Below are 14,560 nucleotides of genomic sequence, written 5' to 3'. Positions count from 1 at the left end.
CACAAACTGGCCCCCGGCCCCGTCGCCAAAACGCCTTAAACGCCAAGCCCGCGCAGCAGGCCCTCGAGGTTGCGCTCACCCTCTTTAGTCTGGGCACCGGCCTTAAGCCCACCGCGAATCAGCTGCTCCGCTGCCGGGCGGGCAAACAAACCCGCCCAGGCTGCGTGCTCGCGCTGAAAGCCCGCCCGCAGGTCCGGCGCGGGCATCGCCTGCTTGGCCGCCGCGATAACCCCGCAGGCAATGCCGCGATGTTGCGCGCTAGCCGATCGACAAACTCATCAAGCTCGGCGGCGGGCAATGCGCGATTAATCCAACCGTAGCGCTCTGCGGTTGCCGCGTCGATAAGATCGGCACCCAGGATCACTTCAAGCGCGCGGCCGCGCGTCATGCGGCTCGTCAGATATTGGGTCGCGCCGCCGCCGGGCGTAATGCCCATCAGGGCTTCGCACTGGGCAAGCCCCGCCCGCCCTTCTGCGGCGAAGGCCATGTCGGCCGCCGCAACAAATTCTGCGCCGCCGCCGCGTGCCAGCCCGGCCAGCTTAACGATGGTGACCTGCGGTTGACTGCGCATCAGTTCGCCAAAGGCCTGGAACGGATTAAGCCCCTCCGGCACGTTGCGCGCCAGTTCATCGAAGGCGTGCGGTTCATCGATTAAGGCCATGTCGACATGCGCAATGAAGAACTCGGGATCCGCACTCTGGAAAACCAGCACGCGCGTGTTCGGATCCTCGCACACGGCATGCAGTAAACGGCTAACTTCCGACATCAGAGCCACATCAAGCACGTTTACCGGCGGATTATCGATAGCGATCGTCAATACGCCATTTGCGTGAGACAGCCTGAGCTTGCTGAAACCTGTATCTGTCATATCAATGTCCTTTCTGCCTGGGGATAGCGGTGCTGGATTTTCGCGCCGTTCGTCGAATGGTATACTTTGCATACCTGGCGTCAATTACGCACCTTAAGCATCCCAGGGATGCTGGAGAATACCTATGGACAAGACTGACCCGATCTACCGCGCAGACTGCCCGAGCCGCATCGTTCTCGACCAGATCGCCGACAAATGGTCAATGATGGTGCTGGAGGTGCTGCGTGAGCCGCAGCGTTTTAACGCCATCAAGCGCCGCCTGGATGGCGTCACTCAACGCGTACTGACCCAGACGCTGCGCAAGCTGGAACGCAACGGCATGGTGAAACGCAAGGTGTTGGATGGGCGGGTGCTTGGCGTCGAGTATTCACTGACACCGCTTGGCGAATCCTTGCAGGAGCCGTTCTCGATACTGTTCAACTGGACGCTGGGAAATATGGAGGCGATTCAGGACTGCCAGCGGAGGTATGATGAGCAAAACGAGTGATGCTATTGCCATAAAAATAGAAAAGATAATTAAGGAATGATTTAAATAAAAATATTATTTAGCATATCAATTAGATGACCGTCTAAACGGCCATCATAAAAAATTCTTATAGAACAGAAAGCATCACCGCACATACTTGGAATTAACAAATTTTTTTATGAAAGCATTAAGCCCATCACCATTTTCGGCAAGCCTCTTCATCGCCTCTACATTTTCAGCACCAGCACTTGCGTAACTATCAATTCAATTACCAAGATAATTAATTAAATTTAAACTTATAACCTATCAAAACGCATTCACACGATTGATTAAAAATATGAGAATAAAGAAATATGACACTAGTCAATTCCTGACTGGATTTTTATCCCTCATAAACCCAGTCAGGAACACTGATACATGTTAATAACGAGATGGCCAGATTTCATCAGGGCGTTTATCTAACGCCGCGGCTATGAGCCGCTCCCCCTTAGGCCAGTGCCTAACTAATGCATTTGCTAGTGTCGAGGAAGCGAGCCCTGCCTCTCTGGATACAGCTGCCAATGAAGTCCCTTTCTTCCTCAAACTTGCAATAATATCAGCCGGATGCCAGTCATTTGTTTCCATACAAACCTCACCTTTAGTTGACTATGAGTCACAGTTATAGCACAAAAACTAACGATTGTGACTAATAGTCCGTGGACCTATAGTCATCAAAGAAGAATCATTGCTGGATGAAAGCATCCGATTCCATCAAAGTCCACTTAGGACAGCGTGTTAAGTTACTCAGATTGCAGGTAGGCCTGTCCCAGGAAGCTTTTGCCGATAGGTGTGGGTTAGATCGAACCTATATCAGTGGTATCGAACGCGGGGTCAGAAACCCTACGCTGGAAGTGCTCTATATCATTGCCACTGGTTTAAGTATTGATCTGCCTACACTGTTTGCATTTGATCATTCCGTCTAATTTTTAGACTTTTAACCCCATCAACAAAAAAACATCATTTGTGACTCATCGTCCGTGGTCTGATAGGCAACAAAGAACAATGCTTATCGACATGAAAAAATCAAAAGAAATTACAGTTCTCTTTGGACAGCGAGTAAAAGCATTACGCTTACAGGCAGGGTTATCACAAGAAGCCTTTGCCGATAAGTGTGGGTTAGATCGCACTTATATTAGTGGCATTGAACGAGGGGTTAGAAATCCTACTTTAGAAGTGATTGGGGTTATTGCTGATGGGTTGGAAATAGATTTTAAAACTCTGTTTAATTTTTAAAGTTATACATGACACCCCCCAGAAAAATGGTGCGCTTATTATTATTTGGTTGTAAAATAAAAATATGAAATTTGAATTATCAGATTTTCTATCTTTAGCAGCCTTAGCAGTATCCACATTAAGTATGCTTTATACTAGAAGGCAATGTGACCTAGTGAATAAATCATTACACAATGATTATCGCTCACACCTATCAGAACATCATCCTTCATATATGAAATCGTTTAAAGATGGCATCCAAGGCTTTAATCAAAACTTTGACCATTAAGAGGTAGATTTTGGTAGCCTAAAGATAAACGTATAGCGTGGAGAAAAGGATATGCGATTTTTAGCCGACGGACCATCAATCCCTGATGACCTCCTGCTTGCACGAGATCAGGGCCGAGTAATTTTTTTTTGCGGGGCGGGTGTATCCAGAGCTCGCGCTCAATTACCTGATTTCTTTGGCTTAGCGAGTAAAGTAGTTACTAAACTTGGTGTCGTTCAAAACAGCCCTGCCTATAGACTTATCCAAGAAGCTAGAGAAATTGACCAACGTGTTGGTATCCCCGGTGTTATATCTGCTGACCGTGTTTTCGGACTTCTGGAAAGAGACTTTGCCTCACGCGACATCGAGGAGGCGGTGGCATCTGCCTTAAAGCCACCTGCGGATTGCGATCTGACCGCACACAGGATTTTACTGGACTTGGCGACAACGCCAGAAGGCACTGTTCAATTAGTCACGACGAACTTCGATAGATTGTTTGACGATTGCGGACGCAAACTTCAAGTATGGCAACCGCCAAGACTACCGGACCCTTTACGTCCAAATGAGATCAATGGAGTAGTATACCTGCATGGCCGATCTACGCCGGCTTATACCGGCGCTGAGGGTGATGGCTTTGTTCTCTCAAGTTCCGAATTTGGTCGCGCATATCTGTCTGACGGATGGGCAACTACATTCATTCGTGAAATACTTGGCAAGTACGTCGTTGTATTCGTTGGGTATACAGCTGACGACCCACCGGTTCAATATCTTCTTGAAGCTTTGCGTAGAACGTCGGGGAACCGCGAAAACGCTTACGCTTTTCAATCTGGTGACCACGACGACGCTGCTGCACGATGGCGGCATAAAGGTGTTGAGGCCATCCCATACAGTCCAGACAATGCACACGCTGCTTTATGGCAATCTCTTGAGGCTTGGGCAGCGCGAGCACGTGATCCTGATGCCTGGTACACAAAAGTTATTGAAGCATCCCAAAAAGGACCGGCAACACTTCAGCCCCATGAGCGGGGTCAGGTGACACATGTTATTTCAACCTACGAAGGCGTAAAGAAGTTCTGCGAGGGGGAGGTTCTCCCCCCTGCTGAATGGCTTTGTGTGTTCGACAAATACCGACGATTCGCGAGGCCGGGTAATTCAGTCTCACTTAGTAGCAAAGGGCCCTATGTTGATCCATTCGATCTATACGGCCTTGATTCAGACCCCTTGCCAACTAAACCTGACCCTGAAGGTAATTATGCCAAACGAGAAACACCTTCCAATGCGTGGGATGCCTTTGAACTTAATCATCTTGATAGATCAGCGATCCGTGATGAAAACCTTACTGCGTTTCGCGGATATTGGGCTAACCATTCCCCACGTATTGTCCCGCGGATAGATCAACTGGGAATATGGCTCGCAAAGGTCTGCGACCAGCCTGCCGCTGTATGGTGGGCAGCCCACCAGTCGTCACTTAATCAGAACATTCAACGGCACATCTCTTGGGGGCTAGAGCGAAGCAATCGCCCAATACGTCAGAACATTCGCAACTCTTGGCGGTTACTTTTTGAAACCTGGAACCACGTCGAAGACTTTCATCAAGAGTGGTATACCCTGCAAGGTGTCATTAAAGTTGAGGGATGGAGTAGCGCTATCGTTCGGCGGTTTGGAGAGGTGCTCCGGCCTCACCTTTTTGCGAGGCCCGCTTCTAGGAATACACCAAAGCAGCCCGAAGCAGAGACCGATCAAGAAGATGAAGATCACTTTCTGTGGATGGACGTGAAATATCCTGAAACGCACGAAACAATTGCTGTTCCTGACGAATGGTGTTCGGCAGTTGTTAAAACCCTACGACAAAATCTCCAACTGGCTCTTGCACTTGAACAAGAAATTGGTGGCTATGGACTTAGCAATATAAGCCCCTTAGTCCATGATAATATTGAAGATACCGACGACTATCATCGAACCCATGGGCTTTCAGCTTTAGTGATCCAATTTGCAGAGCTGTTCACACAGCTAGTTCAAATTAATAAATCAGCTGCTAAACGCGAATTTTTATCATGGCCTACGGAAGATGACACCATTTTTTCTCGGCTACGAATATGGGCATCAGGAAAACGAAGTACTGTCTCAGATAGTGAATTTGGACAATTCATATCGTCTTTAAGCAATACCGCATTCTGGGATAGTTATCATCAACGAGACCTATTACTGATCATTGCAGAGCGGTGGAAAAAACTCAGTGGTATATCACGAAAGTTAATCGAAAAAAAACTGTTGAGCGGGCCAAAGCGATGGCCACGGGAAAAAATTACAGCCTTCAAAAGAAGACATGCCTGGTCGATTCTGATTCGTATTCAGTGGCTTCAAAAATCAGGATGCAAACTTTCTTCCTCCACTCGTGGGTACATGAAATTATTCCGTACTACCGTACCTGACTGGAAAGAAGATTATGCCGAGAAGGCTGCTGATTCACTGGAAGGTCGCACAGGATTTGTAAGGACTAACACCAGCCATGAAGTACTGACGAACATACCCATTTCACGCGTGTTATTACAAGCCAAGGAACAAAGCGGTCGATCTGACGATTTTCTTGTCGAAAATGATCCTTTTGCCGGTTTTGTCACGCAACGCCCTATACGTGCACTTGCGGCATTGACTTATGCGGCTAAACAAGGGAATTTCCCAGAATGGGCATGGCAACGTTTCCTCAGTTCAGAAGCACGGAAGAACGATAAAGTTCGATTGGTCAGGTTAATCGCCGAGCGACTATCTCGTTATCCAAATGAGCAACTTGCAACGATCCTCCACCCTGTGACCGATTGGTGTCGTGATGCCAGTACGAAATTGAACATAGATTGCCTTCCTGTTTTTGATCGCATTTTGAGGAAACTGGTCTGTATCCTACGTGAATCGCCTAGCGAGAGAAATTCGAGTATCGTGCATAGTTCCAAAAAACCAGATTGGGCTATGGAAGCGATCAATTCACCTACGGGTAAAATCTCACAGGCACTTTTTAATGATCCCCGCAAGAATAACCTAATTCCAAACCAAGGATTTCCTTCTGAATGGCTTGCTAATGTTGAAGCTCTGTTGGCACTTTCAGACGACCTGCGAAGACACGCGCTTGTGATCTTGTTTCACAATCTCAACTGGTTCTTTGCTATTGATCCAAACTGGACAACTCAACATTTGTTGCCGGTTCTTCAGGGCAATGATGTAGATGATCACGACTCCGCATGGTCTGGATTCTTGTGGAAGGCTAAAATACCAAATAAAAAACTCTATATGCGTCTCAAGAACGATATGCTGGAATTCGCCACAAATCCTCTCCCGTCGCATCGCTCATATAGTGAAATTATTGCAGGCATGATCCTTGCCGGATGGGGAACTATAGACGAGGCAACAGGTGAACGTTGCATTTCCAATGACGAGATGCGCAGCTTGCTTTTAACGGTCAATGATGAATTTCGATCACGGGTCCTATGGCAAACTCAACAATGGTCTGAAAATAAAGACGAGGACTCACATGGCCGATGGAACAAACAGCTTTCCGAGCTGCTTCAAATTTGGCCTCGCCAACTATCAGCCAGATCGCCCAACACATCAGCTCGTCTTTGCGAGTTGGCTTTCTCCAGCGGAGAGCAATTTCCCACCATTGCAGCATTAGTTTTACCACTCCTAAGCAGAATCGAGCGAGACCATCTCATGTTACCATCACTCCGTAAGTCCGGAGACAACATCATAGACCGGTATCCTGGACAGGCACTGACGCTTCTCTATACGGTTTTGCCGGATAACACATCATCATGGCCGTACGGGATAGAAAAGATATTGAAACGTATTGAGGACGTTGATAGCGCGCTTAAAAGCGATAACAAACTAATCTCACTGAAACGCCAATGGGACGCAAGGTGATGGCTTACCAACGCGCGGTTAACCCACTTATAAGCACATACTGCCGTATAGAGTGTAGCGGAGTCCCTTATGTCATCAATGCTAAACAGATTCTATGAGCGATCTGCTCTTCTCAATACCTTGCTGAACAGTAATCCTGCCGAGGCAGTGAAACAGGCCAGACAGATCAATTTTGATCTTGATACAGGTGAACGATTCAATCTCATGGGACTGCGCGCAGCGATCTTGGTTGATGGCGGAGCGTTGACTGGACAGCAAGATGCGATTGAAGAAGGACTAATGCTATTTCGTGACCTCCACAGCTCATTTCCAACTGCCGAAGTCACCTATAACTTGGCCAATGGGCTAATCGCAGCGACAGGTTTCCCGCCGCGTAATGAAAATTGGTTGAGTCATCAAGAGTTATCCAGGGAACGCCGCGCAGAGGCACGAAGATGCTTCTGGAAAGTCGCTCAGGATGTAAATGCCGATTCAGCACTGAGAACCCAAGCCTGGACGAACCTCGCCAACCAGTTCAGCAACAGCTATCGACTTGGAGAAGCTCAAGATGGATGGCTTGCTGCTTTAAAAATCGATCCGGAGAACGGAGTTGCGGCAAGTTCCGCAGCCCGTAATCTGCTTTGGCTTTATGAGCGCGGTGGTTGCTCAGAATCGACGCGTATCGAGGCGCTCATGCTAGCCAGGATTGCGGATCGGTATAGGGATCGAGTCATCCAATACGCCGGCGTACAGGCTGCAGCACAGATCACGGCGTTTGCATGCGAATTAGAAGATCCGCCACCTCGTGATCCACATAAAAATTCGTTTATCGATTGGCTCGAACGTGAACGCCTGACGCTTGCGCCAGCTGTGGAACTCATCAACCCAGCCATGGACAAGCTAGACTGGCTCATGCTTCCCGGAATTCTAGAACGAGAATCCGGTGCTGCAGGTATACCCCCGCCTGTGTTTGCCATGTTCAACATGTTGAAGAGCGACTTCATTTTAGCTCGTGATTTGTTATGGCGGGTTATCGATGAAAACGACTGGCCTGCAACGGGCCGATTTGGCGATACTCTTGACTATGCTACCTATGGCCCAGATGCATCAGCGCTCATCTTGGCGCACCGGACAGCTCTCGATCTGCTCGACAAGATAGCTGTAACGGCAAATCACTACTTCGAGTTAGGATTGCCGCCAGATAAAGTTTATTTCGGCAAACTATGGCGAGGAATCCCTGACAAGGTGACAGGCACACGACCGCTCAACGCTAAGGTGGAGCAGACAATTCGTGGTGGGGTCAATGCCCTATATGGCCTTGTTGAGCTTGCTGAGGATTATGACAGTATCGCCGGAATCTTGCGTACCCAAAAGGACCTCCGTAACGCGGGCACACATCGATTCGTAGTCCTGCATGACCTTGGTGACCCAGCACAAAGCAGACAAGCACCAGAAATAGAACATCATCAAAGGGAGCCGTTTACTCAAGAGGTATTGCGCGCTTTACGTGTTACCAGGTCGGCAATCCAAATGCTTGCGCTTTCGATTTCACAGCATGAACAAGGTTTAGCACAGCGGACAGCCGGACTTGTTGGATCACTGCTCGTCCCCGACCACGACTTGATTCGCGGGCACGGCGAGGATACTTAAATTGTAGTAGTTTACTGAATTTGGCCACCTGAATAGAGTTGATATGCTCACCTCTATTCAGGTGCCCCAAATGATATAAATTGTATTAGCTCATGCGTGAACTGACAGTTTTCGCGGACAGAGCACAATCTAATCCGACAGTCGGCTTTGAGCGAGGAGCGGAAGTTCGCAATTGAGTCGCCATATATGTTGCTATCAATGCCGTGAATCAATTGGACTGACCCCACCACGGTATAGAATCCTGCTCTATAGTTTGGAGTGCCCCATGACAGTAAGCCTCCTTCGGGTGTTTTTTATTTGCCGCAGGTCTATTTGCGTGACCCAATGAATGGATCAGGTGTTTTATGTGCCTTCAGGGCTTCTTCTACATCGTTGAAGTAGTTTTTTAATATGTCCGTCATCGCCTGGAGAGAGCCAGATTTAAAGTTAACCTGCTCACCATCTTGTACTAATTCCTTAGAATAAGTATGCATCAGGTATTCCAACTCAGGGATGGGCCTACCATCATTTGAGACGAAACGCGCATCGTTGTGCGCACAAGCGTTACGTAACTTAGTTACTTTCTTCACCAAAGAGTAATATCTCGAAGCCTTCATGCCTATGATCTTTCTGGCATACAAGTCACAACGTTCAAAACCATTACCTTTAAGGTCTGACAACTTAACAGGCGCGTTGTGAACCCTTGCAAAGCCATTACATAGCTTCTCGAAATCGTGCTCAAGCATGCCGTATAACGTCAAAAAGACAGAGCGGCGTGTAACGCTGGGATAGTAGGATGTAAACATATCATCTAAATCAACAGATCCGCTATCCAGTCCCATATAGTACTCAACTAAATGATAAGCGTTATCTTCAGCAGAGATTTCATACTCTTCAGTTTCTGGCCCTTCGGTATGGTACTGGCTTACATTAGCTGCGATAGAGGCATCAGTTTGCGCATTTAGAGAGGAAATGATCTCAAACGTTAGGCTTACGTCATAGTGTGAAAATTGCATTGGAAGGTCCAGTAAAGCCTCGAATTTGAACATTTCATATTTCCTGTATAGTTTGTTCTGTTCATAAAACCCGAATGATATGCCCTACCAGTGTTGCTGTAATCATGGCAAACCAAATGTTTCGACCTAGTCCCAATTCATTATTATACCGTGATTTAGCAACGTCCGCTCCTGGCACATAGCTAACTTCCAAACCCAACTTTTCACAGGCCAACGAGAATGTCAGTTCAAATATGAGGCAACACAATCAAAGGCAAATACTCACAGAAATTTTAGCCGCTAAAATTTTCTTCTATCGCAATAAACGATGCCAAAACTTACCAATCACAAAAACAAAAAAACCCGCAATTACGCGGGTTTAGCTATTTTCAGTACCTGTCAGCGCCAGCTTAAGCCGGCAACCGGATCATTCCCACTCAATGGTAGCCGGTGGCTTGCCGCTGATGTCATAAACTACACGGGAAATGCCGTCCACTTCGTTGATGATGCGGTTGGAGACGCGGCCGAGGAAATCGTACGGCAGGTGCGCCCAATGCGCGGTCATAAAGTCGATGGTTTCCACTGCGCGCAGTGAAACAACCCAGTCGTATTTACGGCCGTCGCCCATCACGCCGACCGAACGCACCGGCAGGAATACGGTGAACGCCTGGCTGACCTTGTTGTACAGGTCGGCTTTATGCAGCTCTTCGATGAAGATGGCGTCGGCACGGCGCAGCAGGTCGCAGTACTCTTTCTTCACTTCGCCCAGCACGCGCACGCCCAGACCTGGCCCCGGGAACGGGTGGCGGTACAGCATGTCGTACGGCAGTCCCAGCTCCAGACCGATTTTGCGCACTTCGTCTTTGAACAGCTCTTTCAGCGGCTCGACCAGGCCCAGCTTCATCTCTTTCGGCAGGCCGCCCACGTTGTGGTGCGACTTGATCACGTGCGCTTTGCCGGTGGCGGAAGCGGCGGATTCGATCACGTCCGGATAGATGGTGCCTTGCGCCAGCCATTTCACTTCGTCTTGCTTGCAGGCTTCTTCGTCGAACACTTCAACGAATACGCGGCCGATGATCTTGCGCTTGGCTTCCGGCTCGTCAACGCCGGCCAGCGCGCTCAGGAAGCGGTTTTCCGCCGCGACGTGCACGATGTTCAGGCCGAAGTGGTCGCCGAACATATCCAGCACCTGGTCGGCTTCGTTCAGGCGCAGCAGGCCGTTGTCGACAAACACGCAGGTCAGGCGTTTACCGATGGCGCGGTGCAGCAGCATGGCGGTAACGGAAGAATCCACGCCGCCGGACAGGCCGAGGATCACGTGATCTTCGCCCACTTGCTCGCGGATACGCTCAACCGCATCTTCGATGATGGTCGCAGGCGTCCACAGGGCTTCACACTGGCAGATATCCAGCACGAAACGCTCCAGCATGCGCTGGCCCTGACGGGTGTGGGTCACTTCCGGGTGGAACTGCACGCCGTAGAAGCGTTTTTCTTCGTTGGCCATAATGGCGAACGGGCAGGTATCGGTGCTGGCGACGGTCACGAAGTCGGAAGGGATGGCGGTCACTTTGTCGCCGTGGCTCATCCACACGTCCAGCAGCGGTTTGCCGGCAGCGCTGAGCGCGTCTTCGATGCCGCGAACCAGCGCGCTGTCGGTGGTCACTTCCACCTGCGCATAGCCGAACTCACGCTCGTTGGAACCCTGCACATGGCCGCCCAGCTGCATCGCCATGGTCTGCATGCCGTAGCATACGCCCAGTACCGGCACACCGGCGGTGAACACGTATTCTGGCGCACGCGGGCTGTTATGTTCGGTGGTGCTCTCCGGGCCGCCGGAAAGGATGATGCCGCTTGGATTGAATTCGCGGATTTGCTCTTCGCTAACGTCCCAGGCCCACAGCTCGCAGTAAACGCCGATTTCGCGCACGCGGCGTGCTACCAGTTGAGTGTATTGCGAACCAAAATCCAGAATAAGAATGCGATGCTTATGGATATTATTTGTCATGTGAGGCGAATTCCAGCAACAGAGAAAAAGAGCGAAAAATAAGGTTTCGGGGCGAGGAGCCAAGCCCCCCACCCCGGCCTCTCCCGCAGGAGAGGGTCAAGCATTAACCCATGCGGTAGTTCGGTGACTCTTTGGTGATGGTCACGTCATGCACGTGGCTTTCCTGAATGCCGGCGCCGCTGATACGCACAAATTCAGCCTTGGTGCGCAGATCGTCGATGGTGGCGCAACCGGTCAGGCCCATGCAAGAGCGCAGACCGCCCATTTGCTGGTGCACGATCGCTTTCAGCATGCCTTTGTAAGCCACGCGGCCTTCGATACCTTCCGGCACCAGTTTGTCGGCGGCGTTATCGGTTTGGAAGTAACGGTCGGAAGAGCCTTTGGACATGGCGCCCAGCGAGCCCATACCGCGGTAGGATTTGAACGAACGGCCCTGATACAGCTCGATTTCGCCCGGCGATTCTTCGGTGCCCGCCAGCATGGAGCCGACCATCACGCAGGATGCGCCGGCCGCGATGGCTTTGGCGATGTCGCCGGAGAAGCGGATGCCGCCGTCGGCGATAACCGGGATGCCGGTGCCTTCCAGCGCTTCAACCGCGTCGGCGATAGCGGTGATCTGCGGTACGCCCACGCCGGTCACGATGCGGGTGGTACAGATGGAGCCAGGGCCGATACCCACTTTCACCGCGCTCACGCCGGCTTCGGCCAGCGCTTTGGCGCCGGAGGCCGTAGCGACGTTGCCGCCAACGATCTGCAGATCCGGGTATTTGGCGCGGGTTTCGCGAATGCGCTGCAATACGCCTTCGGAATGGCCGTGGGAGGAGTCGATCAGGAGTACGTCAACGCCTGCAGCGACCAGCGCGTCAACGCGCTCTTCGTTGCCGGCACCGGCGCCAACCGCAGCGCCAACGCGCAGGCGGCCATGTTCGTCCTTACAGGCGTTTGGCTTGCGCTCCGCCTTCTGGAAGTCTTTTACGGTGATCATGCCCAGCAGATGGAAGTTGTCGTCCACCACCAGCGCTTTCTCAACGCGTTTTTCGTGCATTCTTTGCAGCACGACTTCACGCGCTTCACCCTCTTTCACCGTGACCAGGCGCTCTTTCGGCGTCATCACGGCGGTAACAGGCTGGTTCAGATCGGTCACGAAGCGCACGTCACGGCCGGTGATGATACCGACCAGTTCGTTCTCTTCGGTCACTACCGGGTAGCCGGCAAAGCCGTTACGCGCGGTCAGTTCTTTCACTTCTTTCAGCGTGGTGGAGGGGGTCACGGCTTGCGGGTCGGTAACTACGCCGCTTTCATGTTTTTTCACGCGGCGGACTTCTTCAGCCTGACGCTCGATGGACATGTTTTTGTGAATGAAGCCCAGGCCGCCTTCTTGCGCCAGCGCAATGGCCAGGCCAGCTTCGGTTACGGTATCCATGGCTGCGGACAGCATAGGGATATTCAGGCGGATGGTTTTGGTCAGTTGGGTGCCGAGCTCAGCGGTATTAGGCAGAACCGTAGAGTGAGCTGGAACCAGGAGAACGTCGTCAAATGTTAGTGCTTCTTTCGCGATACGTAGCATGGGCAATATCTCACCAGAGTGGGCTGTGAAAAAGATAAAATATTGCCGCGGCATTATACAGAGCGTAATCGGTTGCCTCCAGCACTTTCTCACAAAAACTCTTGATTACCTTTTTCAGCCCTGTAGTATCGACCAATTAAGTGGTTGTTTTGGAATTTGATCTGGGTCACATGTCGCTACCTGTTTCGCCGTCTATTTTTACCGTAAGCCGCCTGAATCAGACGGTTCGACAGCTGCTGGAAATGGAAATGGGCCAGATTTGGCTCTCCGCCGAGATCTCCAACTTCTCCCAACCGGCTTCCGGCCACTGGTATTTCACGCTGAAAGACGACCGCGCGCAGGTGCGCTGTGCGATGTTCCGCAACAGCAACCGCCGCACCACCTTCCGCCCGCAAAACGGCCAGCAAGTGTTGGTTCGCGCCAGCATCACGCTGTATGAGCCGCGCGGCGACTATCAGCTGATTGCCGAAAGCATGCAACCCGCCGGCGACGGCCTGCTGCAACAGCAATTCGATCAACTGAAACAGCGTCTGAGCGCCGAAGGCCTGTTCGACCAACAGTTCAAGCAACCGCTGCCCAGCCCGGCCAAACGCGTCGGGGTGATCACCTCCGCCAGCGGCGCGGCGCTGCACGATGTGCTGCAAGTGCTGCAACGGCGCGATCCTTCGCTGCCCATCGTTATCTACCCGACCTCGGTGCAAGGCGCAGAAGCGCCATTGCAGATCGTGCGCGCCATCGAAACGGCCAACCGCCGCGACGAATGCGACGTGCTGATCGTCGGCCGTGGCGGCGGCTCGCTGGAAGACCTGTGGAGTTTTAACGACGAACGCGTAGCGCGGGCGATATTCGCCAGTCGCATTCCGATCGTCAGCGCCGTCGGCCATGAAACCGACGTCACCATTGCCGACTTTGTCGCCGATCTGCGTGCGCCAACCCCTTCCGCCGCCGCCGAACTGGTCAGCCGCAATCAGTTGGAACTGCTTCGCCAGTTGCAATCCCAGCAGCAGCGGATGGAAATGGCGATGGATTACTATCTGGCCCAGCGTCAGCAGCAGTTCACCCGCATCAACCACCGTTTGCAGCAACAGCATCCGCACCTGCGCCTGGCGCGCCAGCAGACGCTGTTGTTCAAGCTGCAACGCCGGTTGGAAGACGGCATGCAAAACCAGCTGCGCCTGTCTTCACGCCGCAGCGATCGGGTGCAACAGCGTTTGGCGCAGGTGCAGCCGCAGGCGCGCATTCACCGTTATCAGCAACGCGTGCAGCAACAGGAATACCGTTTGCAGCAGGCGCTGGAGCGCCGGCTCAATGCGTACCGCCAGCGTTTCGGCGTGGCCTGTAGCCAGCTCGAAGCGGTCAGCCCGCTGGCGACGCTGGCGCGCGGCTACAGCGTGACGCAAACCCCGCGCGGCGAATTGCTGAAAACCACCAAACAGGCACAAATTGGCGAACTGCTGAAAACCCGTCTGCAGGATGGCTGGGTGGAAAGTGAAGTGAAAACCGTCACTGTCGCCAAGAAGCCGCGCAAAAAGCGCGCGGCCGAATCTACCCGTCATACTTGAAGTTGCATCTGTGTTGGCTGCACCCGCTCACCCGAATCACTTACCTGAGTAAGCTCAT

General features: G+C 51.6%; 10 protein-coding genes and 1 pseudogene. 6 read left to right on the top strand and 5 right to left on the bottom strand.

Annotated elements, in window-relative coordinates:
- Positions 1 to 35: 35 nt before the first annotated feature.
- A pseudogene (locus tag D4100_RS18300) lies at positions 36 to 868 on the bottom strand (enoyl-CoA hydratase/isomerase family protein).
- A 124-nt stretch (positions 869 to 992) separates the two neighbouring features.
- Here D4100_RS18300 and D4100_RS18295 point away from each other — a divergent pair.
- Complete coding sequence (locus D4100_RS18295) at positions 993 to 1,355, top strand: winged helix-turn-helix transcriptional regulator (protein ID WP_119804938.1); 363 nt, start codon at positions 993 to 995, stop codon at positions 1,353 to 1,355.
- 399 nt (positions 1,356 to 1,754) lie between these two features.
- Here D4100_RS18295 and D4100_RS18290 read toward each other — a convergent pair whose 3' ends face one another.
- The gene (locus D4100_RS18290) at positions 1,755 to 1,958 is read right to left on the bottom strand and encodes a helix-turn-helix domain-containing protein (protein WP_119804937.1); all 204 of its coding nucleotides are present in this window, start codon (positions 1,956 to 1,958) and stop codon (positions 1,755 to 1,757) included.
- Positions 1,959 to 2,065: 107 nt separating this feature from the next.
- Here D4100_RS18290 and D4100_RS18285 point away from each other — a divergent pair, with 107 nt between their 5' ends.
- The 4 genes from D4100_RS18285 (at position 2,066) to D4100_RS18270 (ending at position 8,394) form a co-directional block, all read left to right on the top strand.
- Positions 2,066 to 2,296 carry a helix-turn-helix domain-containing protein gene (locus D4100_RS18285; RefSeq protein WP_119804936.1) on the top strand — a complete coding sequence of 77 codons (231 nt, stop codon included), beginning with the start codon at positions 2,066 to 2,068 and terminating at the stop codon, positions 2,294 to 2,296.
- A gap of 91 nt (positions 2,297 to 2,387) precedes the next feature.
- Entirely contained in the window at positions 2,388 to 2,606 is a 219-nt protein-coding gene (locus D4100_RS18280; RefSeq protein WP_119805003.1) for a helix-turn-helix domain-containing protein, read from the top strand.
- Positions 2,607 to 2,925: 319 nt separating this feature from the next.
- Positions 2,926 to 6,765: an SIR2 family protein gene (locus D4100_RS18275; protein WP_119804935.1), complete on the top strand. Its 3,840-nt coding sequence runs from the start codon at positions 2,926 to 2,928 to the stop codon at positions 6,763 to 6,765.
- A 69-nt stretch (positions 6,766 to 6,834) separates the two neighbouring features.
- Positions 6,835 to 8,394 carry an LA2681 family HEPN domain-containing protein gene (locus D4100_RS18270; protein WP_119804934.1) on the top strand — a complete coding sequence of 520 codons (1,560 nt, stop codon included), beginning with the start codon at positions 6,835 to 6,837 and terminating at the stop codon, positions 8,392 to 8,394.
- A 308-nt stretch (positions 8,395 to 8,702) separates the two neighbouring features.
- Here D4100_RS18270 and D4100_RS18265 read toward each other — a convergent pair whose 3' ends face one another.
- From D4100_RS18265 to guaB, 3 genes are all read right to left on the bottom strand, one after another.
- The gene (locus D4100_RS18265; protein WP_119804933.1) at positions 8,703 to 9,422 is read right to left on the bottom strand and encodes a hypothetical protein; all 720 of its coding nucleotides are present in this window, start codon (positions 9,420 to 9,422) and stop codon (positions 8,703 to 8,705) included.
- Between the two features lie 373 nt (positions 9,423 to 9,795).
- Positions 9,796 to 11,373: a glutamine-hydrolyzing GMP synthase gene (gene guaA / locus D4100_RS18260; protein ID WP_119804932.1), complete on the bottom strand. Its 1,578-nt coding sequence runs from the start codon at positions 11,371 to 11,373 to the stop codon at positions 9,796 to 9,798.
- 103 nt (positions 11,374 to 11,476) lie between these two features.
- Positions 11,477 to 12,940, bottom strand: coding sequence for an IMP dehydrogenase (gene guaB / locus D4100_RS18255; RefSeq protein ID WP_006318111.1), 1,464 nt, complete (start codon positions 12,938 to 12,940; stop codon positions 11,477 to 11,479).
- 170 nt (positions 12,941 to 13,110) lie between these two features.
- Between guaB and xseA the strand changes: the two genes are divergently transcribed.
- On the top strand, positions 13,111 to 14,502 hold the full coding sequence (gene xseA, locus D4100_RS18245; RefSeq protein WP_119804931.1) for an exodeoxyribonuclease VII large subunit: 1,392 nt from the start codon (positions 13,111 to 13,113) through the stop codon (positions 14,500 to 14,502).
- The last annotated feature ends 58 nt before the right edge of the window (positions 14,503 to 14,560 follow it).

The organism is Serratia inhibens, from assembly GCF_003591175.1.
In the GTDB taxonomy this organism is placed as follows: domain Bacteria; phylum Pseudomonadota; class Gammaproteobacteria; order Enterobacterales; family Enterobacteriaceae; genus Serratia; species Serratia inhibens.
The sequence above is the reverse complement of the archived record's forward strand: the minus strand, read 5'-3'. Positions and strand labels throughout refer to the sequence as shown.

Coding starts and splice junctions, on each gene's coding strand:
- D4100_RS18275 (WP_119804935.1), top strand. CDS start 2,926: ATGCGATTTTTAGCCGACGGACCATCAATCCCTGATGACCTCCTGCTT.
- xseA (WP_119804931.1), top strand. CDS start 13,111: ATGTCGCTACCTGTTTCGCCGTCTATTTTTACCGTAAGCCGCCTGAAT.
- D4100_RS18270 (WP_119804934.1), top strand. CDS start 6,835: ATGTCATCAATGCTAAACAGATTCTATGAGCGATCTGCTCTTCTCAAT.
- D4100_RS18265 (WP_119804933.1), bottom strand. CDS start 9,422: ATGTTCAAATTCGAGGCTTTACTGGACCTTCCAATGCAATTTTCACAC.
- D4100_RS18290 (WP_119804937.1), bottom strand. CDS start 1,958: ATGGAAACAAATGACTGGCATCCGGCTGATATTATTGCAAGTTTGAGG.
- D4100_RS18280 (WP_119805003.1), top strand. CDS start 2,388: ATGAAAAAATCAAAAGAAATTACAGTTCTCTTTGGACAGCGAGTAAAA.
- guaB (WP_006318111.1), bottom strand. CDS start 12,940: ATGCTACGTATCGCGAAAGAAGCACTAACATTTGACGACGTTCTCCTG.
- guaA (WP_119804932.1), bottom strand. CDS start 11,373: ATGACAAATAATATCCATAAGCATCGCATTCTTATTCTGGATTTTGGT.
- D4100_RS18285 (WP_119804936.1), top strand. CDS start 2,066: ATGAAAGCATCCGATTCCATCAAAGTCCACTTAGGACAGCGTGTTAAG.
- D4100_RS18295 (WP_119804938.1), top strand. CDS start 993: ATGGACAAGACTGACCCGATCTACCGCGCAGACTGCCCGAGCCGCATC.